Raw genomic sequence first — 25,407 nt, 5'->3', positions numbered from 1 at the left:
CGAAAGGCGCTTCACGTGACCACTTCCGCTGATACACAAGCATTCATCGCGTCCGTCATGGCCGGATTGACCGGCCCCGGTGGTCCTTTCGAAATGCAAGTCGAGAATGTACTCGGCAGTTCGATGCCCGTCATGAAGAACCGTGACAAGGCACTCGGCGACGTGCTCGCCGCGTCCTTCGACTACGGCTCACGCGACTACCTGGTGACCAAGGACCGACGCTTCAGCTACCTCGAGCACGGTGAAGCCGTAGCAGCATTGGCCACAGCACTGCGCGAGCGGTACGGCGTCCGCAAGGGCGATCGGGTGGGCATACTTGCCGCCAATACGCCGGAATGGGTGATGACCTTCTGGGCGGCTCAGTCCCTCGGCGCCATCGCCGTCGGATTCAACTCGTGGTGGGTGACCCGCGAGGTGGCGTACGGCATCGATCACACCACTCCCACCGTGGTGATCGCCGACGCCAAACGTGCACAAGTTCTTTCCGAACTGAACACCGAAGTTCGAGTGCTCACGATGGAAGAAGATCTACCGGCCTTGATGGAGAAGTACTCGGGATCGCCACTCCCCCGCGCTGCTGTCGACGAGGACGATCCGGCCGTCATCCTCTACACGAGCGGAACCAGCGGCCGCCCCAAGGGAGCTGTTCACACTCACCGAAACGTGTTGGCCGTCATCGACTACCACCGCTACAGTGATCGCCTCGCTGCGGCGTTCACCGGGAAACCCAGCGACGGCCGACCGAGCGACTTGCGGTATCTGCTGACCGCACCGCTGTTTCACATTGCAAGCCTGCATAACCTGGCGATCCCTCGACTCGCGACGGGCGGAGCAGTGGTCATCCACCAGGGCGCCTTCGACGTCGACGAAGTCCTTTCCCTCGTCGAACGCGAGAAGGTCACCAACTGGGCGGTGGTGCCCACCATGGCAACCCGTCTCCTCGAACACGGCAGTCTCGAGAAGTACGACCTGACCTCACTGAGCGCCTTTGCGCTCGCATCTGCTCCGTCCTCTCCGGCCTTGCAGGACCGCCTGCGTGCACGGCTGCCTTTTGCGCAGCACACCTTGGTGGACAGCTACGGGCTCACCGAATCCTCCACCGGCATTTCGGTTGCCACTCCACCAGAACTTGCCGCTTTCCCCGGAACTCTCGGCCGGCCGATCATCGGAGTGAGTGTAGAGGTCCGTGACCCCTTCGGGGTTGCAGTCCCCGACGGTGAGGAAGGTGAGATCTGCGCACGCAGCCCCTATGTGATGTTGGGGTACTGGAACGACGAGACCGCGACTGCAGCCGCCATCGGTCCTGATCGATGGCTGCGGACCGGCGACTTCGGAGTGTTCGAAGACGGCCGACTCCGCCTGACGGGCCGCCGATCCGATCTGATCCTGCGCGGCGGCGAGAACGTCTACCCTCTCGAAATCGAGCAGTGCATCGACGAGCATCCCGCTGTACTGGAATGCGCTGTGATCGGCATTGATTCGGCTGACCTCGGCCAAGAAGTTGCAGCCGTCGTCGTTTTGCGGAGCGAGGGCGCCGCCGGCGAAGAGGAACTACGTGATTACGTCGCCGAACGACTCGCCTACTTCAAGGTGCCGGTGAAGTGGAAACTGAGCACAACTCCTCTCCCCCGCAACGCAACCGGAAAAACGATACGCGCAAAGGTGGTTCTCTCATGACCTACGACGCCGTGATCAACAACGGTCTGTGGTTCGACGGCACCGGGGCGAAACCCGCTGTCCGCAATCTGGGTATCCGAGGCGGGCTTGTCACGGCCATCTCCCTCGATCCGCTCGACGAAACCGACTGTCCCCGTGTCATCGACGCACGGCGCAAGTGGGTGATCCCAGGCATCGTGGACATCCACACGCACTACGACGTCGAGATCCTGGACGGGCCTGCACTCAGTGAATCCCTGCGGCACGGGGTTACGTCGATCTTTGTCGGATCGTGTTCCCTGTCCACAATTCACGCCAGCCCCTCCGATGCCGGTGATCTCTTCGGCCGCGTCGAAGCAATCCCTCGTCAGCACGTCGTCGATGCGCTCACGCGGGCCAAGACCTGGAACTCCGCAAGAGAGTACGTCGCTGCACTCGAGGCGCTTCCGCTAGGTCCCAACATTGCAGCCTTCATCGGACACTCCGACATGCGGGCTGCCGAGATGGGACTGGACCGTGCAACCCGGAAGGACGTGCGTCCCACAGACGCCGAACTCGCGTCGATGGAAGCACAGTTGACCGAGGCGCTCGACGCCGGCTTCGTCGGAATGTCCGGGCAGCAACTACTGTTCGACAAACTCGACGGCGAAACCTGTCGCTCACGAACCCTACCGTCGACGTATGCAACGACGAAGGAACGCCGCCGACTCAACGCGATACTGCGCAACCGGGGACGGGTGTTTCAGGCCGGACCAGACCCCACCAATCCAGTGAGCACCGGTGCCATGGCATTCACCAGCGTGGGCCTCTGGCGTAAGCGACTCAAAACGAGCATGCTCTCTGCAGCAGACATCAAGTCGAACAAGTTTGCCGTGGCAATTCTCGGCCCGCTGGCGCATCTGGTCAATCGACTCGGCGGCGACTTGCGCTGGCAGCACCTGCCGGTCCCCTTCGAGGTGTACGCCGACGGAATCGATCTGGTCGTCTTCGAGGAGTTCGGATCCGGCGCTGCGGCACTGCATCTGACCGATGAGATGGAACGCAACGTTCTGATGCAGAGCGAGGAGTACCGTCGGCAATTCCGCAAGGACTACGATCAGAAGTTCGGCGTCAAAGTCTGGCACCGCGACTTCTTCGACGCCGAAATCGTATCCTGCCCAGATGAATCCCTGGTCGGCAAGAGCTTCGGGCAGGTCGGCGTCGAACGTGGTGGCCTCCACCCTGTCGATGCCTTCCTGGATCTGGTCCTCGAACACGGCACGAAGGTTCGGTGGCGCACAACCATCTCGAACCACCGGCCGGAAATTCTGGACAAGTTCGCCCGGGACAACGGCGTCCAACTCGGATTTTCCGACGCCGGAGCACATTTGCGCAACATGGCGTTCTACAACTTCGGCCTACGACTGTTGCGCCGAGTCTACGACGCCCAAAAGATCGGCCGGCCCTTCATGACGGTCGAGGCAGCCGTGCATCGTCTCACCGGTGAACTGGCCGAGTGGTACGACGTGGATGCAGGACACCTGCGATTGGGTGACCGCGCCGACCTCGTCGTCATCGATCCCGCCCATCTCGACGATTCACTCGAGACCTACGCGGAGAGCCCGGTTGTGGAGTACGACAACCTCTCACGCATGGTCAATCGCAACGATCAGACCGTGACCGCAGTGTTCGTCGGCGGCGAGTACGTCTTCGGCGACGGAAAAGCAGCACCGGTTCTCGGCAACCGCCGAACCGGAAAGTTCTTGAAGGCAGGTGCCCATTAACACGTCCAGATTTGCCGGCAAAACCGCGGTTGTCACCGGCGCGGCATCAGGTATCGGTGCGGCCATCGCCCTACGGCTACTCAGCGAAGGTGCACAGGTAGCCGGAATCGACATCGCTGCAGATGCTTTGAAGGCGATTGCGGCTCAACACGACGGTTCATATCTCGCCGCACCGGCCGACGTCACCCAGGAATCCGATGTTGCCGAAGCAATTGCCGCGGCGGCAGCGGAGTTCGGTGGGATCGACATTGCCTTCAACGTTGCCGGCGCATCGCGGGTGGGGCAGATAGTCGACCTCGACGAGGCCGACTGGGATTTCACCATCGATTTGGTTCAGAAGGGCGTCTTCCTCTGCACCAAACATGAAGCGCGACATATTCGAGAGCACGGTCGCGGCGGCGCGATAGTCAACGTGTCCTCCCTCAACGCGCACGTGCCGAGCCCCTATGGAAGCGCGTACGCGACGGGTAAAGCCGGGGTCGAGATGTTCAGCAAGAATGCCGCGATCGAACTCGCTGCGTCGCGAATCCGGGTCAATGCCGTTCTACCCGGCCTGGTCGACACACCCTTGGTTGCGCCGGTCATGAACTACGAACCCGCCCGCGACATGTTCCTCAGCCGAATCCCCATGTCCCGAGCAGCAACTCCCGACGAGATCGCCGGCCCCTGCCTCTATCTTGCCAGCGACGACGCCTCGTACATCACGGGAACCAGTCTGGTCGTCGACGGTGGCTGGGAGGTCTCGAACTACCCGGATCTGACAACGCTGGGTAACTAGGTTCAGTTGCCGGGCAACACACATTGAGTGTCGAGACCGAGGACGTGGTTGAGCCTGCCGAAGGCCAACCACGACCCGAGGCACATGCTCAACTCGACGATTTCCCGCTGGGAATAGTGAGCGGTCATGCGTTCCCAGAACTCGTCGTCGAGCCCATGGTGGTCGAGAGCGTATCTCTCGGCATATTCGGCAGCGAGGCGTGTTCTGTCGTCGAAGGCATCGGTGTTGCGCCAGTCGGTGACAGCCTGATCGAACGTCGACTCCACCGTTTCGCCGTCACGCTCGGTGCGCCAGTCCTGACAGAAGATGCATCCGTTGATCTGAGCGATCCTTAGCCGGGCCGCTTCGAACTCGCGGAGGCCGAGAGTGCCGTCCGTGTAGACTTTTTGGGAGAATCCAGCCGCTGCAGGTCCGATGCCGGGGACCATCTCACCCCACACATAGCCAATCGGGTTCTTGCCTTCGGGAATGTCGATGTTCATGTGAGTACCTCCGAGTCTCGGGCACCGAGCTTGCCGACGCCTGGTGTGAGCGGAACGTCCAGCGCGTCGTAAAGACCGGGTTCGGCCTGACGCAACCACGGAATTGCATTGACGAGACGTCCTACGGCCGTGGCATTTCCGCCGGCCGCGCGGTTTCCACCCTCATCAGTGGCCTCGACGTTGATCTCGATTCGTGGTCGCCCTTCGACGATCACCTTGTGCGCACCGTCGCCACCGTCGGGTGGAAGCGGCCAATCGCGGGCACAGGACGGATGAATACGCGTGACGTGTTCGATCACGATCAAGGGTTCCCCGCCGACGATTCCCTGAACCTCGAATCGCAGTGCGCCCTGAGTGCCGGCTGCGAACTCCCCCATATGTTCGGTCGACACGGTTTCCTCGAGCGGGCGGCGCAGCAGGGTCTCGCGGATCTCGTCGAGTTCCACTCCGAGTGCCCGCGCGATGAGCCGAATCTGCCCGCCCCAGACCATGGTGGGTACCGTCGGCGCGACCATGGGAGGTTCGTAGTCCATCGGCTGACCCATCCCGATCAGGTAGCGCACCGAATCCGGTTGTTCGTAGGTCGTGTAGTCGAAGATTTCCTGACACCGAATCTGATCGATTGTCCCCGCGAGCCCGCTGACGAGAATCGGCAGGATGTCGTTACCCCAACCCGGATCGATACCGGAGACGAACAAGACGCCGCCGCCTGCCTTGGCAGCAGCCTCGACGGGATCACGAAGTTCCGGAGGTGCCGATTTCGGGTCGTACAGCGCATACACGGATGGTGTGACCACCACAGCTCCGGCGGCCAGTGCCCGCGTGATGTCGGCAACGGCGTCATCGGGCCGAATGTCACCGGACGCCGCGTAGACCACCGCGCCTGGGGACGCGGCGAGCACGGCCTCGGCGTCGTCGGTAGCAGCGACGCCCAGGTGCACTCCCAGATCGGCAAGATCACCTGCGTCTCGCCCGACCTTCGCCGGGTTGGCAACGATGACGCCGACAAGTTCGAGGGCAGGATTGGCTGTCACAGCGCGAATCGAAGCACGCCCGACGTTGCCTGTACCCCACACGACGGTCGGAATCTTGGACTCGGCTTCATTCGAAACTGCACCCATCAATCGGACATTACCCAGCTCAGCGCGTCAGGTCAGCAGAATTGCAAGAATTCGTTTCACTTCATCCGGTCAAAAATGCCATTGCCTGCGCAGTCAGTGCGCCGTCACCCCGCCTCCGGTACGTCTCGGCCGGCCGGCCGTTACCTGGCCTACTCATCTCGCCGGTGCTTTCGAGCGCGTCGATCACCTGCCGGCGGAAGCTGTCTTTCTGGAACGGACGATCGAAGATCACCTCGTAGAGGCCTCTGAGTTCGGCAACGGTGAACGATCCACCCGACAATCCGTCCGGATCCACGTACGACGCATACCTCGTGCGCAGGTCCGTGACCGCAAGTCGCACCATGTCGGCATGATCGAACGCAAGCCCACTTACCGCCGCATCGTCGTACACATCGACAAGAAGCGCTGAATCGGGCAGAGCCGATTCCGCCAGGCCGGCGGTGTGCGCGACCGACAGAACCCAACCGCGGTCGTCGCGATCCGGGCGGTCGAAAATCGCCAACTGGTGAAAGTTCGTCTCGGCCAATTCGGCTTTGACCGACAAGGCGCGATCGGCTGCGGCCGTGAGCAATTCGCGCTCGTGCAGAAATGTTCCCGGCAGTGCCAGCGAGCCGAGACGATGCCGGACAACCAGTACTTTCAGGGATCCACCGCTGTACGTCAGCACCGCGACGTCCACCGCCACGGACGGACGTGGATAGTCCGTCAATGCCTTACCGCTCGTGTCTGTCCATTTATTCACCCTTGCATGTTATCTCAAATATGATCTATGGTTAGCGCAAAGTTGATCAAACGATCACGCGAACCGAAGAGGTGGCTATGAAACTCACCGCACAGCAGTCCGATCGAGCGGCCGGCGTTCTGCTCGGCACCGCAGCAGGAGATTCACTCGGCGCCGGCTACGAATTCAGCTACCCGAAGGCCGAGGTCGCCATCGACATGATCGGCGGCGGCCCGTTCAACTGGGCGCCGGGAGAATGGACTGACGACACCTCGATGGCAGTTGCGATTGCCGAGGTGGCCGCGACCGGAATCGACATCGGAGGTCGAGACGGTCTCGATGCCATTGCAGCACAGTTCATCCGCTGGTACGACTCGAAGCCCGAGGACATCGGAAACCAGACGCGAGCGGTACTGTCGGCACGATCCGAAAACGCAGCCGCGATGACAAATCGCGCGCAGGTAATCAGCGGCCGCAAGGCCGGCAACGGCTCACTCATGCGCACCGCTCCCGTCGCCCTCGCCTACTTGGACGATGCAGACGGTGCCATGGCGGCCGCGCACCGGATCAGTTCACTCACGCACGATGATCTGCGTGCCGGACAGGCGTGCGAGTTGTGGACCTACGCCATCCGTCATGCCGTTGTCGCCGGCAACTTCGACGGTATTCGCGGCTTCCTCTCCGTTGCCGATCAGGAGGTCGCCGAATACTGGGGCCCGCTGCTCGATCAGGCCGAAACCGGAAACCCGCAGGACTTCTCCAAGAACGGTTGGGTGGTGCATGCACTTCAGACTGCTTGGTGGGCCATCACTTCCACGGACAATGCCGATGCTCGCCACCTCCAGTACGCATTGGAAGCAGCCGTACGAGCCGGCGGGGACACCGACACGACTGCGGCCATCGCGGGTGGCCTTCTCGGCGCCCGTTGGGGAGCGTCGGCGGTTCCCGCGCGCTGGCGCCGAATCATGCACGGCTGGCCGGGATATCGTTCCTCCGATCTGGTTCGCCTGGCGATCAAGACTGCTCGCGGCGGTACCGACGACAAGAACGGTTGGCCGTCGACGGCAGAACTCGACTACGCGAGGTTTCGCGGAACCCACCACCTGACGACGCACCCGCACGACGACGGCGTCATGCTCGGCGGCGTCGATGCGGTGTCCACTGCGGACTACGACGCCGTGGTCAGCCTGTGCCGCATGGGAAACCGACAGGTCAGCTCCGAACACGTCGAGTTCTGGTTGGTCGACGACGGTCATGATTCCAACGCGAACCTCGAGTTCGTTCTCGACGACGCAGCGCGCACTGTCCAGGCGTTGCGAGCTGAGGGAAAGCGCGTACTTTTGCATTGCGTTCAGGCGCACAACCGCACACCGTCGGTTGCGGCGCGATACTCGATGTTGATCGGACGTGATCCCTACGACGTACGCTCGGCCATGCCGTGGGCTCGCCCCAAGCGTGAACTCTGGAACACAGCCGTCGGACACACAGCCGTCGGAAACACAGCCGTCGAACACACAGGAGGATCCATGCCCGCTATTACAGTCGTCGAAGGTGACATCACGACGCTGACCGTCGACGCCATCGTCAATGCGGCCAACTCCAGGCTCCTCGGCGGCGGCGGTGTCGACGGCGCGATCCACCGAGCCGGAGGATCGGAGATCCTGAAGGCTTGCGAGGTATTGCGCGACACCAGCCTTCCCGACGGCCTGCCGGTGGGTGCGGCCGTAGCCACCACTGCGGGAAAGCTGCACGCCAAGGCCGTGATTCATACCGTCGGCCCGAGGTATTCGCGATCCGAGGACCGATCCGGATTGCTTCGATCGGCGTACACCCGCAGCCTCGCCGTAGCCGACTCGATCGGCGCCCGAACCGTCGCCTTTCCGTTGATCTCGGCAGGGGTCTACGGCTGGCCGAAGGAAGACGCGGTCCGGCAGGCCGTTTCAGCGATTCGCGCGGCGAAGACCGAGGTCGAGACTGTCACACTGGTCGCATTCAACAAGGAGACGGCAGACCTGATGCGCCGAGCCCTCGCCTGACCGTTTACCGGGCCCACATCACTCCACCTTGAAGCGCTGCAGAGCGATCAATCGAGTGGAGAAATTTCACCGATTGGACGTTTGTCCAACAATTTATCCGAATCGCAGATTTTGCGGCCGGCTCTGTGTTCTACTCCTCTCCAGGGTTTGAGCTGGTGGTAAGCAGACGACAAGACGCATTCGCTTCTCTGTCAGCTCGAGGCCGGTTCCCGGACCCGGCTTTCAGCCGAGAGCTCGAATTTTTCGGGCGCTACTCAAGGAGAATGTGAATGGTGTCGACGTTGATGCGCCGAGGAGTAGGGGTGGCCGCGTCCTTGACCGGATGCGTTGCCCTGGTCGTCGGCGGAGCGGGAGTCTCGTCCGCAGCTGATGTGAACCTTCCGTTCACGGCATCGTGCCATGGGTGGCAGTTCCCCGGGCCGATCACACACAACGAGACGCGTGATTCCGGCGTCACGATCAGTGCCCCGACCGTGGTCCCGCCGAACTCCACCTTCACTTACCGTCTTGCCCCCAAGCCGATGACGGTCCCCAAAGACGGTTACGACCTCAGGTCTGTCGTGAACTGGACCCGCCTGAAGTTCGATTTCGACATCCCCGCAGGCACCACCTATGTGGGGGCGCAAATCGTGGCGGGCACCAGCTCGAATCTGGGTGGGGTCGCCCCGACGATCACGCGGGTGAACGATGCCGGTTCACCCGATCCGAGTGGGACGCATCTTCGTATCTCCGGCAACAACATCACCGCGGGCAACGGACCCAACACCGACGACAACGGCGGCGGTGGAATCGAGGTCGGTGGAGGAAAGACGTTCCAGCTCCCGGCAGTTGACGTCACCGTCACGTCCGGGGCTGTCGGCACCCAGATCAAGCCCATGCTGCGCGTGTCCGACACCAACTCGGGTTCCTACGACAGTGCCGCCAACTACCTGACCTTCCTGCAGCAGGAGACGCTGCTCGGTGGAGTCAAGTACTGGCTGACCACCAATTGCTCACCGCGCGATAATCGTTCGGCCGGATTGAACGCGGGCGGCCAGCCACTCGCCGTGATCAATGTCGACTCCAGCCTCGCTCAGACACAGACGCGAATCGAAGCGCCCGGTAAGGCCGTCGTCGGCGACTCCGTGGAGTTGACGGCAACGGTCACTCCGTGGCCGTCGGGTGGAACAGTGCAGTTCCGTGACGGTGGGGTAGACCTCGGCGCTCCGGTGGCTGTAGTCAACGGTGTCGCAAAGGCCAACCGCACGATGACAACAGCGGGCGACCACAACATCACGGCGTACTACACGGGATCTGCAGGCTTCATGGAGTCGATGTCGGGTGCCGTGACGATCAACGTCGTCGAACCGTCCGAGCCCGAGCCTGGCACCGGGAGCCTCGGCAGCCTCGGCACCCCCGGATTCGGGTCGTGAAAACTGTGAACAGAAACAAGGATTCGTCGATGAACTCGAAACTGCTACGCGGCTCTGCGATTGCAACCGTCTCGGTACTTGCCGGCGGCTTGTTCTCGATCGCCGGCGGCGGGATCGCCTCTGCGGCCCCCGAGACCAAGAGCGTGCCCTTCACGACTGCATGCCACGTGCGCGAGATGGACGGTGTGGCAAGCCCGATCACGTTCAACGAGACGCTCGGATCGGGAGTCACCATCACCGCACCAACCACCGCGGCACCGGGTGAGACCGTCACCTACCGCGTGCAGCCGAACGAGATGAAGGCAAACAACAGCGGGCATGCCAGCCGCGGAGTCGTGCACTGGGCCCGAATCAAGTACGACTTCGACATCCCGTCCGGCGTCGAATTCGTGAGCTCCCAGCTTGTGGCGAACAGTGCATACGGCCTCGGATCCGACAGTGCCACTCCAACAGTCACACAGATCGACGACGGTGGAAATCCCTCTGCATCCGGAACGCACCTGCGCATCTCCGGATCGAATCGCACCACCGGAAACGGTCCGTCCTCCGCAGTTCGATCCAGTGACGGAATCATCGTCGGCGCCAATACCAAGTTCCGACTCCCCGCGGTCGACGTCACGGTCAAAGCTGGTGCGGCCGGTACCGAAATCAAGCCTTCGTTGAGGGTTTCCGATCCCGGCTCCGCCAACTACGACGACGACCGAAATGCGCTCACATTCGTCCAGCGCGAAAAGGATGTCTTCACCGTCAACTACTGGGAGCGCTACAACTGCTCCCCGCGAGACAACAGGAACTCCGGCCTCAACGCCGGCGGCCAGGCTCTGACCACCATCTACGTCAGCCAACCGACAACGACCACAGTCCAGATGCCCGGCTCGATCCAAGCCAGTACACCGACAGAGCTTGTCGCGAAGGTGGATCCGGCTCCGGTCACTGGAAACGTGCAGTTCCGGGTGGACGGCGCCGACGTCGGCGCACCGGTCACGCCGGGTGCCGACGGCACTGCCCGGCTACCGCATACGTTCTACACCGCCGGAACCGCACGGGTCTCCGCAACATTCCAGGGAATCAACGGATTCCAAAGTTCCAACTCGACCGAGGCGATGGTCACGGTAACTGCGGCACCTGTCGTCAAGCAGACCGACACTGCCGTGAACGTTCCTACCGATGCAAAGACCGGCGTATCGGTGTCGCTGAGGGCGCAGGTCACGCCGACACCGACCGGTGGCACTCTCCAGTTCAAGGATGGCGCTGCAGATATCGGCGCTCCGACCCCGGTGGGCGCTGACGGCAAAGTTACCCTGGAACATGCCTTCACCTCGGCTGGACCTCATGCCGTGTCGGCCTATTACTCCGGCGCAACAGGATTCATGCCGTCGATGGCATCCGCTCAGACGGTCACCGTGTCTGATCCCGCACCGTCCGATGTCACCACCTCGACCTCACTGGCAGCACCCTCGACGGCCAAGCAGAATGTCGCGGCAGAACTGTCCGCGACGGTCACCCCCAACCCCGGCGGGGGCTCGGTTCAGTTCTACGACGGTGACCAACCCATCGGACAACCCGTTGTCGTCGGAGCCGATGGTGTGGCACGACTGACGCACACTTTCGCGTCAACCGGCGATCATCGAATCAAGGCGGCATACGCCGGGCGAAGTGGATTCACACAGTCCGCGTCGGACGAATCCGTCGTCAAGGTTTCTGCTGCCCCTGACGACGGCGGGACCGGTGGCTCGGGCAGCCTAGGTTCGCTGGGCGGTCTCTTCGGTTCCTGATCGCAATTCGCTCGACACTGTTGCCGCTGCACCGATTCGGAGCAGCGGCAACAGCATGTCGCGGCCGTAGTCATTGCACCGATTGATTTGTCGATGGAGCACAAGTGTCCAGGAACCCTCTCTCCCGACGGTCGTTTCTCGCTGCCGGGGTCGGCGCGACAGCACTCGCCGCCACTTCCCTTCTCCCGCCGTCGCTTCAGCGAGCACTCGCGACACCCGTCAACTCCGGCGGGCTCGATTCGATCGAGCATGTTGTCCTCGTCATGCAGGAGAACAGATCCTTCGATCATTACTACGGCGCGCTGAGGGGGGTTCGCGGATTCGGGGATCCGAATGCGCTGCGTCTGCGCGGCGGCCACAGCGTCTTCGAACAACCCGGGCCTACCGGTCCTGTGCTCCCCTTCCCCATCCGCGATTCGGCTGCGGCGCAACGCATGGACACCCAGAACGTCACTGGACTCGACCACAGCTGGGCGGGCGGACATGCCGCACTCGCCGACGGCTGGCACGACGGTTGGATCGCGGCAAAAACCGGTACGACGATGGCGTACTACGACCGGCAAGACATCCCGTTCCATTACGAACTGGCGGACGCGTTCACGATCTGCGACGCCTACCACTGCTCCGTACCGACATCGACGAGCCCCAACCGGAACTATTGGGTCTCTGGATACACCGGATACGAGCCACTCTCGCCGAATCCAACCGAGTCGGTACTTCCTTCGGATCCACCGGGCCCGGAGGGGCGAGCCGTAACCAATGCGGCCTACAACCCCTGGCACGCCGGTTACGGATGGACGACGGTCCCCGAGCGACTGCAGTCCGCCGGCATTTCCTGGAAGACCTACCAGGAGTGGGACAACTTCGGAGACAACAACCTCGAGTACTTCACTGCCTTCAAGAAAGTGGCGGCAGGGCTGCTCGGCCGGCCAAGCCTGCTCCCCTACGAACTTCAGACCTTGGCCGGGTTCTATCTCGCCCTGCCGTCGATGCCGACGCCGGTCCAGGACGCAGCGGTACTGGCCCTCGCGAATGCCGCAGACCAACTGTCGCCTGCTGATCGCCAACTCTACGATCGCGCGTTGTACCGATCCCGGCCCGGCACACTGGCCGCCGAGTTCAGGAAAGACGTCGAGTCCGGCACTCTGCCTCGAGTCAGCTATCTCGTTCCATCCGAGGTGGATTCGGAGCACCCTTCGGGATCGTCACCAGCGGCGAGCGCAACACTGCTCTATCAAGTGCTCGACGCCATAGCCTCCGATCCCGAACTGTGGGCGAAGACGGCCGTGATCGTCAACTTCGACGAGAACGACGGCTACTTCGACCACGTACCGCCGCCCAGACCACCACGCTCGATCGAAACCGAATGGGTCGGCGGTCAGCCGCTCGGTCTCGGCCCGAGGGTGCCGATGACGATCATCTCGCCGTGGACCGTCGGAGGTTTCGTTTGTTCGCAGGTATTCGACCACACGTCCGTCACGCAATTTCTGGAGAAGCGGTTCGGAATCACGCAACCGGAAATCGACCCGTGGCGACGCACGGTGAGTGGCGACCTCACGTCGGCGTTCGACTTCGCCAACCCGCGTAGCCGGCCGACGTTGGCACGCCCGCAACCCACACCGCCACTGGAACCGCGATGGACGCCAACCCCTCCCACCGAACAGAGCATGCCCGTGCAGGAAAAGGGAACTCGGCCTGCGCGAGCACTTCCCTATCAGCCCGACGCTTACGCGACGGCGGATCCGGGCGCCGGCTCGTTGACGGTCCATCTGGCCAATACCGGTGCCGCGTCCGCACACTTGGCCTTGTACCCGTACGCGGGAGAGTTCGAAGAGCCGCGACACTACGACGTCGTCGGTGAAGTCGACGACGTCGTTGCGCTCGGCGACCGGGTCTACAGCCTGACCCTGTTGGGTCCCAATGGTTTCAGGCGCGAGTTCAGCGGAGCTACAGACAGCGCGGCAGCTTCGCTCGACGTCTCGACAACTATCGACGCAGGGACGCGCATGCTTGTACTGACGGCGACCAATTCCGGAAGTCGTGCGCTCTCCGTCAATGTGGACGGGGATCGACGCAGGCTCGGGGCGGGTGCACGCGGTCGGTGGACGGTGCCGTCGGTGGACGGTTGGTATCAGGCCACCCTGACGGTCGACGAAGATCCTGAATTCAAGCGCGTACTCGTCGGACACATCGAAGACGGGCGGACCAGCGTAAGCCAACCGACGTGAATCGACACCGAGTGATCAAATCCAGATCTGAAACCCCAGTCTGACAAATCAATCCACCCAAACATCCAGTAGGAGGCTCCGTGCGTCGCATCCCGCTCTCAGCACTGATCATCGCAGGCTCGCTGGTCTTGGGCGGCGGCATCGCCGCTGCCGAAGGTAGTCTGCCCATGCCAGGGAGTGCCGGCGGCACCGATGTGCCACCGTCGTATCTGACCGACGACGCGGGCCGCTCGCTGATCCTGAGAGGGTTCAACACGGCGTCGAGCGCAAAAAGCTCACCGGACGGCATGCCGGAGTTCACCGAAGCGGATCTCGAACGCGAACATGCCGACATGGGAACAAATTTCGTGCGTTTCCTGATCTCCTGGCGTTCGGTGGAACCCGAGCCTGGACAGTACGACCACGAGTATCTGGACCGCGTCGAGGACCGAGTCGGCTGGTACGCCGATCGCGGCTACAAGGTCATGCTCGACATGCATCAGGACGTGTACTCCGGCGCGATCACTCCAGAAGGCAACAGTGGCAACGGCGCCGGCAACATCGGCAACGGCGCACCGGCCTGGGCGACCTACATGGACGGCCTTCCGGTCAGCCCTCAAGACCGATGGGAGTTGTACTACATCCAACCTGGTGTGATGCGCGCCTTCGACAACTTCTGGAACACGACCGGTCAACACCCCGAACTGGTCGAGCACTACGCGAACGCCTGGCAGGCAGTAGCCGAGCGTTTTGCCGACAATGACACCGTCGTGGCATACGACCTGATGAACGAGCCTTGGGGCGGTTCCCTGCAGGGTCCCGCCTTCGAAGGTGGACCCCTCGCCGCCCTGTATCAGCGAACCACTGACGCCATCAGGGAAGTGGATCAGGACAGTTGGGTATGTGTGGCCCCGCAAGCGGTCGGCGTCAACCAAGGTGTCCCCAGCGGGCTCACGAAGATCAACGACCCACGAGCAGACGAACAGCGAATCGCGTACTGCCCGCACCTGTATCCGTTGCCCCTCGACCTCGGTGACGGATACTCGGGCCTCTCGCGCACTCTCACCGACGCGACCATCGACACCTGGCGTGCCAGCGTCGAACACATTGCCGGCAACGTACTCGGCGGCGCTCCGATCATCCTCGGCGAATTCGGGCTCGACACAACACTGCCCGGCGCAACCGACTACATCGACCGCGTCTACACGACTGCTCGGGAACTCGGCGCGGGTGTCTCGTACTGGTCGAGCGATCCCGGACCGTGGGGCCCGTACCTGCCGGACGGAACGCAAACACTCCTCGTCGACACCCTGAACAAGCCCTATCCGCGTGCCGTCGCGGGCACACCCACCGAATGGTCCTCGACCGTCGACCGCCTTCAGGTGACGTTCAACCCGGACCCCGCGGTGACGGCACCGACCGAGATCTATTTACCCGAGAGCGGTTTCCCCAGCGGCGTCGACGTCGCGGGAGCCGACATAGTGAACTGGAATCCCCAAAGCCGTCTTCTCACAGTGGAAACCGCGGATGACAGGGGTCCGGTCACAGTCACGGTCACTCCGGCAGCCTGATCTCGGGTGTCAGAGTTCCTGGATATTTGTCCAGTTCTTTCGTAACGTACAAGCGACAGGTGATCGGCCGACGGAAGGCAAGTATGTCCACGGAGAAGGTGTCTGTCCAAGATCGTGTCGCGCGGGTGGTTCTCGACGTCGTTGGTGCCCTGCCGACCGGCGCGCAGCGCATTCTCGGCGGCAAGCCGAAGGAAATCGACGGGCAGACTCTGCACCCCGAGATCCAACTTGCACTGCGATTGCTCTCGGCAGTCGAGGGCACGAGCTTCGAGCATCTTCCGGTCGAAGAGGGACGGGCTCAGATCGACGCCGAATCGCGACTGTTCGGCGGTGCTCCTATCGACATCGAGACGGTTCGTGACATCGAGATCCCGGCCGCGGACCACTCCATTCCCGCACGACTGTATCGACCGGCCGGGGTGCCAACGCCCGCTCCACTTTTGGTGTACTTCCACGGCGGCGGGTTCGTCCTCGGCAGCCTCGAAAGCGGCGACAGTGTTTGCCGCTTCCTGGCCCGTCACGGCGAAGTCAGTGTGTTGTCGGTGGATTACCGGTTAGCGCCGGAGTACCCCTTCCCCGCCGGGGTCGATGACGCCGTCACCGCATTCCGGTACTGCGTCGAACATGCCACAGATCTGGGTGCAGATCCGAAATCCATTGCGGTAGGCGGAGACAGCGCGGGTGGGAACTTGGCTGCCGTCGTCGCGCAGTCCACGACCGAAGACGACGTCAAGCCTGCATTTCAGCTGCTCTTCTTTCCCTGGGTGGACCTTTCCTCGAAGCGTCCGTCGCACAAAATGTTCGGCACCGAATTCTTCCTCACCGACGCCCAACTGGATTGGTATGCAGCCCATTACCTGTCGGGCGGCGCTTCGGCTCTCGACCCGCGAGTCTCCCCGCTGCTCACCCCGGATCTGGCCGGCCTGCCGCCGGCCTACGTTGCCGTCGCCGGTTTCGACCCACTGCGCGACGAAGGTGAGGAATACGCGAACCGGCTGCGAGAGGCCGGAGTTCCGGTCGCGCTGAGGCGTCACAGTGGATTGATCCACGCCTTCGTCAACACCACCGGTGTCGGCCATACCGGCCAAGATGCGATGTTCGAGGCCTGCGGCGCTCTGCGGATGGGACTTTCGGGCCCACGTTGAGGGCAGGTCACGAAACGGGGAGTGCCAGATCCGCCCACTCGACCATCGCTTCGAGCACTGAGCGCAGTTCCATCCCCGTCGCGGTGAGTTCGTACTCCACCCGCGGCGGTACCTCGGCGTAGGCGGTCCGGGTCACCAGGTCGAACTCCTCGAAACGCTTGAGCCTGGCTGAGAGTGTCCTGGGACTGATGCCAGGCAGAGCGCGTCGTAGTTCGGTGAAGCGCATCGGGCCGTGCGTGAGCTCACGAACGATCAGTGTTGCCCACGGTCCGTCCAAGACCAGCAGGAAGCGCGCAACGCCACACTCCGGAAGTACGTGACCTGATTCACTCATCGATTCCCCATTAGTTCACTTGAAGTAACTGGTTCCCGATGTGAACTATAGGCGTCATGACTTACACAGTGCATGGCGCCACCGGCGCTCAAGGTTCTCCCGTTCTCGCAGGGTTGGTCGCGGCTCTCGAAGGATCCGCCGACGCCGAGGTCCGAGCAATCACCCGTAACCCTGACCAGACGTTCGAGGGCGCGAACACCGTCGTCGCGGACAATACGTCCGTCAACTCTCTCACCGACGCGTATCGCGCGGCAGACGGAGTGTTCTTCCATCTGCCACTCGCCGGCGACCCCGAGACGCTCGCGGGTTACGCCCGAAACGTTCTGGCAGCAGCGAAAGCGGCACGTCCTTCGCGGTTCGTGATCTCGACCAGCGGCACGGTGATCGGCGACGCTACTTCGCCGCTTACCGGCCCCAACACACCCGTTCTCTCCGAGCTCGTCGACGGGCTTCGCGCTGAAGGAATCGCGGTGACCGTCCTTACCCCGCGACTGTTCCTCGAAAATTTGCTTCTGCCTACCGTGCTGTCGGGAGTGAAAGACGAAGGCGTCCTGCGGTACCCATTGCGTGCCGATCTCGCGGTCGCATGGGGTTCGCACCTCGATGTCGCTGATGCAGCCGTTGCGGCCCTGACTCTCGACGTAGCACCGGACGCAGTCGACATCGGACAGATTCCGGCGATCACCGGCAACGAATTGGCCGAGGCTTTCGCCGAACACTTCTCGCGCGCGGTAACTTTCGAAGCCGTGACACCCGAGAAGTTCGGCGCGTCGATTGCGCCGATCATCGGAGCGGGCGCGGCGACCGGGGTTGCTCAACTCTACGCAGGACTCGCAACTGCCGACAACGTCGCGTTCGACTCGGCGACGGGTTCTGCCGCTGTCCTGGGCATCAATGCACGCAACACCCAGGCCTGGCTGACAGATCTCGGGGTGAACTGACCGGACAGCGCAAACGGCCGGCTCCGCGAAGGATCGGGTGGAGCCGGCCGTTTTCCGGGGTTACCGGTGCGTGCGGGTCTTCAACTGGCGGTTCAGCTGCCGACTCCCGAAGTCCAGACCGGCACCGTCACTGGTGGCCAGCACGGTGAGTCCAGCGGCGACCAGCAACGAAATAAGCACAACGCTCATGGTGAGTCACCTTTCTTCCTGTCGTGAAACGGTTTTGCGCCTCCGGGAAATGCCGACATATCCGGCACCCCACTTCAGCTGACCTCAAAGTATCTGTAACTATGGGTTACGCGCAATGTGTGGTCCCTCACCTGAAAGCGCAGGGTGATGCGCAGATCACGCCGAGTTCGACGGCGGACTTACCTAGCTAGAACCATGTTCACGAACTCGTCGGCGAGTGCGTGACGGTCCGCACCGCTGCGAGGAACCGCATCGGGCGCACTGTGCACCAGCTGCATCTGCCCCAGGTACATCGAATATGCAAGTACGCCACGATGTTCCGCCTTGTGCCTGTCCATACCCAGATCGGCCAACAACGTCACGATGTACGCGACGCGACGCTCGGTGACACGTCGAACCGCCGCCGAAACCAATGGATGGTCGATCCCGGCAAGTAGTTCCAACTCCGCACGGCGATCGGCCAATCCGGTCGTGACCGAATCCACCAGACGACGCAATCGCGCCTCCGCCGGTTCACCAGAGGACTCGACGGACGAGATCAGTCTCTCGGTTGCCACAACTTCCCACCGATCGAGCGCAGCCTGCAGCAACTCGTCGCGGTTGGCGAAGTGCCAATAGAAGGAACCCTTGGTCGATCCGAGCGTGCGCGCCACCTTTTCCACGGCAACTGCATCAGGCCCATGGCTGGCCAGAGCCTGGAAAGCTGCATCGATCCACTGGTCGCGAGAAAGTCGGGCGCGGGCATTCGTCACCTCCGTACGGTACCGTATGGGTAGGTTCCATACGGCACCGTACGGAGGACGAAATGACACTCGCTTTCAAGGCCATGCCTGCGCCGGACTGGGCAGAGGCCACCACGATCACCATCCCGCCTGTTCCGACCCATACTTCCGAGGAGTGGGCACAGGCAGTCTTCGACGTCAGAAATGTCCCCGCTCCAGTTCTCGCGATGTTCTGGTTGAGGGAGCGGGTAGTCGGATTGCTCGGTATCGCCCAGGGACGCCCCGACACCTTTGCCGTCGACAAAATCGCCGACGGCGAGGCCCTCATCGAAGCGGACGAGAAACACCTACGATTTGTCGCCTCGGTTCAGGCCGACAACGACGCCGGCCTCTTGCACGTCGTCACTGCCGTGGAGCTGAAGAATAGAGCGGGCCGAATCTACTTCGCACCCGTTCAGATACTGCACGGCGTCATCACTCGGGCGATGATGACGTCGGCGCGAAAGAGGCTGTGCACGTGATCAACCGTCCGGACCGCCCTTGAGTTCGAGACTGATCTGATCGGCATCCAGCGCGGCAAGTGCCGATCCGAGCATCCGTGCGTCGAACAGGCCGTCGTCCCGCGCGTCGAGTAACGCTTGACGCTGCGCGTCGATCACGTCGAGACGGATCCTCTTCTTCGACCGACCCTCTGGCAGAACGACACTCGCCGACGCATCTTCGAGAAGCTCGAGCAACCTGCGATGCTCGTCTAGTTCGGAATCGGTGAGGTCCTGTGCTGCCGGACCGACCGCCACTACGACGCGCTTCAACGTCCCGCCCTGAAGGATCAACGAGCCTGCTGCCACCAGGAACGCAACCAAGATCAGGAGCGATCGACTCGGGGTGTCTTCCGGCAGAGTCTGCGCGGCAGCCAAAGTGACCGCCCCGCGCATGCCGGCCCAGATGACAATCGTGCCTTCACGCCATCCCAGCGGCGCAGCGAGGTAGTAGTCGATATCGGCAACCGTGCGCCGCACCCGAATCTTGAACCGTTCCATCTGGCTCGCCGAAGGCTCCCGACGCCTACTGCGGCGTCGTTCGTCTGGCGGGTAGTCTTCCGGATTGTCGAGTCGATTCGCGATGTCGGAGAGTCTGGGCTTCATACGTTCACGAAATCTCGCCCGCGCTTGGAGCGCTCGCAGGAGCGGGGCTACGTACAGAGCACGCACCAAGATCGTGAGGAACAGAGCCCCCGCCGCCACGAAGACCGCCGTGGATATGCCCTCGTGGTCGACCCGGACATCGTCGACTATCGACGAGAGTTCCAGGCCCATCACCAGGAAGATCGCGCCTTCGAGGACCAATTCGACTGTGCGCCAGTTCTGGGAGTCCGACAACCGATGTCGCGGTGACAGCTTCCGAGGAGCGTCGTAGCCGGTGACGAGCCCAGCCACGACGGCAGCAACCAACCCTGACGCACCCAACTCTTCGGCGGGGATCGCCGCCAGAAACGGCACCGTGAACGAGATGACCGTGTTGACCGTCGAATCGGTGACACGTGCACGAACCATCAGGTTGACCTTGCCGACGACAACACCGATGACCGCGGCCACAACCACGGCAAAAGCGAACTTGCCCAACACACTCCACAGTGACACCGACGCGGCGGCGCCGGCGATGGCAGTACGCAACAGAACCAGAGCGGTGGCGTCGTTGAGCAGGCTTTCGCCTTCGAGGATCGACACCACCCGCGGCGAGACCGGGAGCTTCTTGACGATAGATGTCGCGACGGCATCCGTCGGACTCACGATCGCACCGAGTGCAATGCCCCACCAGATGCCCAGTCCTGGTATCACCCAAGAGAAGAACACACCGAGAACAAGCGCACTCACGACAACGAGCAGAACGGAAAGCCCACCGATGGCACCGAACTCACGCCGAAACTCCATCGACGGCATCGAGACCGAGGCGGAGTACAGCAGTGGCGGAAGCACGCCTGCCAGAATCCATTCCGGGTCGATGTCCACCGCTGGGACAAAGGGTAGGAGGCTGACAACGATCCCGGCCATCACCAGAATCAGCGGTGCTGCGACTCCGATACGCGCTCCGAGCGTCGAGGCCGCGACGATTCCGAGCAGACCGAGCACCACGATGATCAGAGCATCCACTGCGTCCCCCTGTACCCCCAGCTTGTGTGTCTGGCTCTTTCTACACCTGCGCCGGCGCCGGGGGCGAGACCCGCCAGGCAACGGCGACCAGAACAACCGTGAATGCCGACGCAGGCCACAGAGCGTGAAGGCCGATCCACCGATGAACCAACGCACCGATTACCGCGCCGGCGATCAAACCCGCGCACATCCCGAAGTGCTGCAGCCACGCCCACTTCGGGCCGCCGAGAAAGGCTCCGGTCAGACGCTGGCCCATCTTGACCAGCGCACCGGTCATGTACGTGACGCCGATCGTCACCTCGCCGTCGCGCTGGAACACCGAGTTGACGGCTCCCATTGCCAAAGCCATCGACGAGATCGCGCCGGGGGTGATGTCGAGGCTGCTCATCACCGAACCGATGGCCAGCAGCCCGGCCACAACCGCGAGCACCGTGACCTTGCGGGTCCGGACGGAGTACCGCTCCGTGAAGTGGGTGACGACGGTTCCCAACGCGATTCCCAGGAGGAAGAGCACGATGATCCCGCCGGCCACCCGCGCGGCCGCCCACACTCCGTCGGCAAATGCGACGCTCGCCTGCGTCATGTTGCCGCTCATGAACGAAACGAAAGGCCCACCGAGCGTGATGAATCCGAGCGCGTCGACGTAACCGGCCAACCCGGCGAGCGCTGTCGCCAGGCCGATCAGCGACCTGCTGTATCCCGTCACCCGACGAGCTCGGTTCAGCTCAGCTTGCTGGTGCGCAGCTCGTGACCCTTGGACGTCTTGCAGCGGCCGGTCTCGAGATCCCACTGCCAGCCGTGCAGATCGCAGGTGAGGTTGGTGCCGTCGACGACACCGAACTTCGACAGATCAGCCTTGAGGTGGGGGCAACGACGCTGAATCTCGTACCCGCCCAGCTCGATAGACGCGCTGTCGTCGTGGGCCTCGGCGAACCAGCCGTCGGCGTAGGCGATGCGTTCATCGGTGAGGCACTTGAAGAACGTGTAGAGGAATTCGTTGTAGCCACCGATGCGCCACGCCGTGAAGCGCGTCGACAGGAAGATGGTGTTGACCCAGTCGGGCTCGTCGTCACGCAGAACAGTGCGAACCAGTTCGGGAGCGATGCGGAAGCCGTAGCGGTACTTACCTTCTCCGTCGATGGGTTCACGAACGATCCGCTTCGGGAAGTCGAGGACAACGGTCTCCTCCCCCATCACCAGTCCGACGGGGTAGCCGATTCCGTCGCAGATGAGATCGGACTGAGCCATGATCGGCTCGAACTTGGCCTTGAGACCGTCGAGCAGTGGCTCGCCTTCGGCCGGAGCCCACGTGGCCTTCTGCGCGGCGATGACCGGGGCCATCTTCTCCGCCATCTTCTCGATGTACTCGGCCTTGTTGGAGAAGATCTTGTCGACGTCTGCGTCCGGGATGGGATGCGTCAGCGCGACCTTCTCGCTACCGCGAAGTTCGACGGCCGAGCCGGGGATCATCAGCAGACCGCGATCGTTGCCGTTGATGCGCATCTGCTCGAGGAACGTGATCTGGTCGGGAAAGATGTTTCCCTCGTCGCCGTGATCGTCGTTGAGGTAGCGCAGGTCGTCGTCGAGGAAGACCGGCGGGCCGGCCGACGGGACCACCCAGGCAGCGTCGACCTGAGAGATGTAGTTACGGCAGCGGTCCATGCCACGCTGACGCTTCTGCTTGCCGAAGTTGCGCTTGGTGCCCTTCGGGATGTCGTAGACCATCGGGTACCAGATCGCGCCCGAGTACTGCAGCAGATGGATGTCGACCTTCCCGAAGGCGTCGGTCAGTGGGTCCAGGTCGACGGGCCTGGCGTCGTTCATGTTGAAACAGGTGGTTTCCCCGTCCGAGACGACGAGGCCCGAGTCACCGATCGGACCGTCTGCGGGAGCGCGCAAAGCGATGATCATGATGTCGAGGTCGCCCTTGGGACCGCTGACGGTGTGCTTGACGGAGTCTTCGGTCTCGAAGAACTTGTGGAAGCCGAGCTTCTCGAGCTCACGCTTGAGGTCCGGCACCGGGTAATCGGGGAGCAGGACGGTGGCGTCCTTGTTGACGTGCGCGATCAGATTCTTCGGATCGAAGTGGTCCTTGTGCAGGTGCGAGACGTAGAGGTAATCGCAGTTGCCGAGAGCGTCCCAGTCCAACTCGGTGTTGTCGGGGAACGGCACCCAGGACGCAAAATACGTCGGGGTCACCCAGGGATCACACAGGATGGATCCGGCCTCGGTCTGGATGTGAAATCCTGCGTGGCCGACGCTGGTGATCTGCATTGCAACCTCCGAAATCGTACTGCTGGTCAACCCAGCATAGTCGGCGCGATCAGGGCCAAATCGCGATCGAGGAGGCGGCCGGTTGTGACGTCATGCACGTCAGAGGTCAAAAGTGGGTTGTGAATCAGACAGGTAGGTGACGCCGACAACACTCTCCACGCTGGCGTGTTCGCCGTATTTCTTGGCGCTCGTGGGGGCTGTTTCAGCATTCCCGAGGCCAGCCCCTAAGGCTAACCTAACAAGCATGACTCGACTCCTTTCTCCCTCCACGACCGATCACGACTACTGGGCGATCGTGGACAACCTGACGCGACGCGGTTTCTTCGGCGTCGGCGCGGGCGTCGCTGCGACCGCGTTTCTCGCCGCCTGCGCCAGCACGGAAAGTTCGACGCCCGAGAACGCGGAGACCTTCGCGTTCACCCGCGGCGACGAGAAGCTGATCATTCCGACGGACCCACAGAACGTCGTCGCCCTCGACCCTCGGGACGGCCTCGAATTGTCGATCCTCGCCGGATACCCGGTGACCGCCTACCCGACCGGCGCAGCCAAACACCTGCGCCGTGAGGTCCCGGATGCCACGGGTGTCGAGATCTTCGCCGAAGGTGCTTCCGATCCCAACTTCGAATACATCTCGACCCTCGGCGCCGACCTCCTCGTCCTCAGCGCAGGCTGGTGGGACACCGGGTCGTACGGCAACGACCGGATGCAGCAGATTGCACCGGTCCTGCCCGTCGGCAAGGACTTCACACCGGAGTGGCGCAAGGTCATGTCGGACTTCCTCACCGGCATCGGGCGCAGCGATCGCGCCGAAGAAGTACTCGCCGACTACGACGCCCACGTAGCTCAGGTCCGCCCGACCGTCGAACCGCTGATGGCCGGCAAGAAGGTTGCCTTCGTGGCTGCCGCGGAGGATCAAATCGCGTGGTTCCAGAACGATTTCCGCACCGCCGTCGCCGAGGACCTCGGGCTCGAGGTGCTCCGTGAAGGCCCTGACCTTCGCGTGATGCTCGGGTCGGAGCAGTTCAACCGTCTCGAAGAAGCCGACGTCATCTTCGCCTTGGATCGCAGCGCCTCCGGCAGCGTGTACACCTCGCCTACGTGGCAGCGACTGCCCGCCGCACAGGCCGGTCGCGTGATTCCGTTCGACTACTACAAGGCCGCGGGATACGCCTTGACTGCCAAGGTCCTCGTCGACGACTTGGCTGCCGGGGTCAAGCGCTGACTACCTCTTCAGCAGGGTGCGGATCGCGTCGACCACTTCGGCAGGCGCCTCCTCTGCCATGAAGTGACCAGCGGACAGCGTGCGGTGCTCGAGATCGGGCGCCCACGCTTTCCACAGGGCCTCGGCGTCGTAACCGAGCATCGAACCCCAGTCCTGCTGGATGACCGTGACCGGCATGTGCAGTTGGTTGCCCGCATCGCGATCGGCCTGATCGTGTTCGATGTCGATGCCTGCCGACGCCCGGTAATCGGCAACGATCGAGGGCACCGCCTCCCGTGAGGCACGCAGGTATTCCGCCCGCACGTCAGCCGGAATCGCCTCGCGGTTTTGCGTCCACGCGTCGAGAAAGTACTCGAAGAACGCGTCGGCGCTGGCGCTGATCATCTGCTCGGGGAGACCGGGCGGCTGAGCCATGAGATACAGATGGAATGCAACAGCAGCATTTGACCCGTGCAGGATGTCCCACATATCCAAGGTGGGGAGCACGTCCAACGAACCGAGATGCGTGATCACATCTGGGTGATCCAGCCCCGCTCTGATGGCAACCAGTGCGCCACGATCATGGCCGACGAGGGCGAACTTCTCGTGTCCCAATCTCCTCGCCACCTCGACGATCTCGGTAGCCATTGTTCTTTTGGAGTAGGTGTCGGCGTTTTCCTCGATCGGTTTGTCGCTGGCTCCGTAGCCGCGCAGATCTGGGCAGATGACGGTGTGATCCGACGCCAATGCGGTCGCGACGTGACGCCACATGAGGTGAGTCTGGGGGAAGCCGTGGAGAAGCACGAGTGGTGTCCCGCTTCCGCCGACCGCGACGTTGAGCCGCACCCCGTCTGTTGTAGAAATCTGCTGGTACTCGAAGCCTGGAATGGTGATCGTCATCGGTCGCTCTCGTTTGTAGGGGTGATGGC

General features: G+C 62.6%; 22 protein-coding genes. 12 read left to right on the top strand and 10 right to left on the bottom strand.

The window, feature by feature from the left end:
• Window positions 1-15 precede the first annotated feature (15 nt).
• Genes ACFQ6Y_RS00680 through ACFQ6Y_RS00670 form a run of 3 tightly spaced genes read left to right on the top strand, consistent with a single transcriptional unit; the run spans window position 16 to window position 4,197 of the window.
• Window positions 16-1,677: a class I adenylate-forming enzyme family protein gene (locus ACFQ6Y_RS00680; RefSeq protein ID WP_378627750.1), complete on the top strand. Its 1,662-nt coding sequence runs from the start codon at window positions 16-18 to the stop codon at window positions 1,675-1,677.
• Window positions 1,674-3,419 (top strand): amidohydrolase family protein, encoded by a 1,746-nt coding sequence (locus ACFQ6Y_RS00675; RefSeq protein WP_378627747.1) that lies wholly within the window; start codon window positions 1,674-1,676, stop codon window positions 3,417-3,419. Before ACFQ6Y_RS00680 ends, ACFQ6Y_RS00675 begins: the two co-directional genes overlap by 4 nt.
• Window positions 3,409-4,197: an SDR family NAD(P)-dependent oxidoreductase gene (locus ACFQ6Y_RS00670; protein WP_378627743.1), complete on the top strand. Its 789-nt coding sequence runs from the start codon at window positions 3,409-3,411 to the stop codon at window positions 4,195-4,197. The genes ACFQ6Y_RS00675 and ACFQ6Y_RS00670 overlap by 11 nt, the downstream gene beginning before the upstream one ends.
• Before the next feature lie 2 nt (window positions 4,198-4,199).
• Here ACFQ6Y_RS00670 and ACFQ6Y_RS00665 read toward each other — a convergent pair whose 3' ends face one another.
• From ACFQ6Y_RS00665 to ACFQ6Y_RS00655, 3 genes are all read right to left on the bottom strand, one after another.
• Window positions 4,200-4,679 carry a carboxymuconolactone decarboxylase family protein gene (locus ACFQ6Y_RS00665; protein WP_378448298.1) on the bottom strand — a complete coding sequence of 160 codons (480 nt, stop codon included), beginning with the start codon at window positions 4,677-4,679 and terminating at the stop codon, window positions 4,200-4,202.
• Window positions 4,676-5,800: a dihydrodipicolinate reductase gene (locus ACFQ6Y_RS00660; RefSeq protein ID WP_378530505.1), complete on the bottom strand. Its 1,125-nt coding sequence runs from the start codon at window positions 5,798-5,800 to the stop codon at window positions 4,676-4,678. The genes ACFQ6Y_RS00665 and ACFQ6Y_RS00660 overlap by 4 nt, the downstream gene beginning before the upstream one ends.
• 61 nt (window positions 5,801-5,861) lie before the next feature.
• Window positions 5,862-6,542, bottom strand: coding sequence for an NUDIX hydrolase (locus ACFQ6Y_RS00655; RefSeq protein ID WP_378627740.1), 681 nt, complete (start codon window positions 6,540-6,542; stop codon window positions 5,862-5,864).
• A 77-nt stretch (window positions 6,543-6,619) separates the two neighbouring features.
• Here ACFQ6Y_RS00655 and ACFQ6Y_RS00650 point away from each other — a divergent pair, with 77 nt between their 5' ends.
• The 6 genes from ACFQ6Y_RS00650 to ACFQ6Y_RS00625 all read left to right on the top strand — a co-directional run bounded on the left by ACFQ6Y_RS00650 (window position 6,620) and on the right by ACFQ6Y_RS00625 (window position 16,667).
• The gene (locus tag ACFQ6Y_RS00650; protein ID WP_378627737.1) at window positions 6,620-8,557 is read left to right on the top strand and encodes an O-acetyl-ADP-ribose deacetylase; all 1,938 of its coding nucleotides are present in this window, start codon (window positions 6,620-6,622) and stop codon (window positions 8,555-8,557) included.
• 269 nt (window positions 8,558-8,826) lie between these two features.
• A complete protein-coding gene (locus ACFQ6Y_RS00645; protein WP_378448302.1) occupies window positions 8,827-9,969 on the top strand; it encodes an Ig-like domain-containing protein in 1,143 nt (380 codons plus the stop codon).
• A 29-nt stretch (window positions 9,970-9,998) separates the two neighbouring features.
• A complete protein-coding gene (locus ACFQ6Y_RS00640) occupies window positions 9,999-11,744 on the top strand; it encodes an Ig-like domain-containing protein (RefSeq protein WP_378627735.1) in 1,746 nt (581 codons plus the stop codon).
• A gap of 104 nt (window positions 11,745-11,848) precedes the next feature.
• Window positions 11,849-13,972: a phosphocholine-specific phospholipase C gene (locus tag ACFQ6Y_RS00635; protein ID WP_378627731.1), complete on the top strand. Its 2,124-nt coding sequence runs from the start codon at window positions 11,849-11,851 to the stop codon at window positions 13,970-13,972.
• Between the two features lie 80 nt (window positions 13,973-14,052).
• The gene (locus tag ACFQ6Y_RS00630; RefSeq protein ID WP_378627728.1) at window positions 14,053-15,522 is read left to right on the top strand and encodes a cellulase family glycosylhydrolase; all 1,470 of its coding nucleotides are present in this window, start codon (window positions 14,053-14,055) and stop codon (window positions 15,520-15,522) included.
• Between the two features lie 83 nt (window positions 15,523-15,605).
• The gene (locus ACFQ6Y_RS00625) at window positions 15,606-16,667 is read left to right on the top strand and encodes an alpha/beta hydrolase (RefSeq protein ID WP_378627724.1); all 1,062 of its coding nucleotides are present in this window, start codon (window positions 15,606-15,608) and stop codon (window positions 16,665-16,667) included.
• A 7-nt stretch (window positions 16,668-16,674) separates the two neighbouring features.
• Here ACFQ6Y_RS00625 and ACFQ6Y_RS00620 read toward each other — a convergent pair whose 3' ends face one another.
• Window positions 16,675-17,001, bottom strand: a complete 327-nt coding sequence (locus tag ACFQ6Y_RS00620; protein ID WP_019745900.1) for a helix-turn-helix domain-containing protein — start codon at window positions 16,999-17,001, stop codon at window positions 16,675-16,677.
• Window positions 17,002-17,057: 56 nt separating this feature from the next.
• Between ACFQ6Y_RS00620 and ACFQ6Y_RS00615 the strand changes: the two genes are divergently transcribed.
• Window positions 17,058-17,942, top strand: a complete 885-nt coding sequence (locus tag ACFQ6Y_RS00615) for an NAD(P)H-binding protein (protein WP_378627721.1) — start codon at window positions 17,058-17,060, stop codon at window positions 17,940-17,942.
• 60 nt (window positions 17,943-18,002) lie between these two features.
• Here the strand turns inward: ACFQ6Y_RS00615 and ACFQ6Y_RS00610 are convergent, their stop codons facing one another.
• Both ACFQ6Y_RS00610 and ACFQ6Y_RS00605 read right to left on the bottom strand, forming a co-directional pair.
• On the bottom strand, window positions 18,003-18,131 hold the full coding sequence (locus tag ACFQ6Y_RS00610) for a hypothetical protein (RefSeq protein WP_003943237.1): 129 nt from the start codon (window positions 18,129-18,131) through the stop codon (window positions 18,003-18,005).
• A 179-nt stretch (window positions 18,132-18,310) separates the two neighbouring features.
• Window positions 18,311-18,883 carry a TetR/AcrR family transcriptional regulator gene (locus ACFQ6Y_RS00605; protein ID WP_378627717.1) on the bottom strand — a complete coding sequence of 191 codons (573 nt, stop codon included), beginning with the start codon at window positions 18,881-18,883 and terminating at the stop codon, window positions 18,311-18,313.
• Between the two features lie 53 nt (window positions 18,884-18,936).
• On the opposite strand from ACFQ6Y_RS00605, the gene ACFQ6Y_RS00600 reads away from it, so the two are divergent.
• Window positions 18,937-19,374 (top strand): DUF2867 domain-containing protein, encoded by a 438-nt coding sequence (locus ACFQ6Y_RS00600; RefSeq protein WP_378530487.1) that lies wholly within the window; start codon window positions 18,937-18,939, stop codon window positions 19,372-19,374.
• Here the strand turns inward: ACFQ6Y_RS00600 and ACFQ6Y_RS00595 are convergent, their stop codons facing one another.
• From ACFQ6Y_RS00595 to ACFQ6Y_RS00585, 3 genes are read right to left on the bottom strand one after another with little or no spacing between them, the layout of a single operon-like run.
• Window positions 19,375-21,003 carry a cation:proton antiporter gene (locus ACFQ6Y_RS00595; RefSeq protein WP_378627714.1) on the bottom strand — a complete coding sequence of 543 codons (1,629 nt, stop codon included), beginning with the start codon at window positions 21,001-21,003 and terminating at the stop codon, window positions 19,375-19,377.
• A gap of 40 nt (window positions 21,004-21,043) precedes the next feature.
• The gene (locus tag ACFQ6Y_RS00590) at window positions 21,044-21,709 is read right to left on the bottom strand and encodes a YoaK family protein (RefSeq protein WP_378627710.1); all 666 of its coding nucleotides are present in this window, start codon (window positions 21,707-21,709) and stop codon (window positions 21,044-21,046) included.
• Window positions 21,710-21,723: 14 nt separating this feature from the next.
• Window positions 21,724-23,277, bottom strand: a complete 1,554-nt coding sequence (locus tag ACFQ6Y_RS00585) for a Rieske 2Fe-2S domain-containing protein (protein ID WP_378627706.1) — start codon at window positions 23,275-23,277, stop codon at window positions 21,724-21,726.
• 244 nt (window positions 23,278-23,521) lie between these two features.
• Here ACFQ6Y_RS00585 and ACFQ6Y_RS00580 point away from each other — a divergent pair, with 244 nt between their 5' ends.
• Complete coding sequence (locus tag ACFQ6Y_RS00580; RefSeq protein ID WP_378627703.1) at window positions 23,522-24,499, top strand: ABC transporter substrate-binding protein; 978 nt, start codon at window positions 23,522-23,524, stop codon at window positions 24,497-24,499.
• Here ACFQ6Y_RS00580 and ACFQ6Y_RS00575 read toward each other — a convergent pair whose 3' ends face one another.
• Entirely contained in the window at window positions 24,500-25,378 is an 879-nt protein-coding gene (locus ACFQ6Y_RS00575) for an alpha/beta fold hydrolase (RefSeq protein WP_378627700.1), read from the bottom strand.
• Between the last annotated feature and the right edge of the window lie 29 nt (window positions 25,379-25,407).

This window comes from Rhodococcus sp. NPDC056516 (assembly GCF_042794655.1).
Taxonomy (GTDB): Bacteria; Actinomycetota; Actinomycetes; order Mycobacteriales; family Mycobacteriaceae; genus Rhodococcus_F.
The sequence above is the reverse complement of the archived record's forward strand: the minus strand, read 5'-3'. Positions and strand labels throughout refer to the sequence as shown.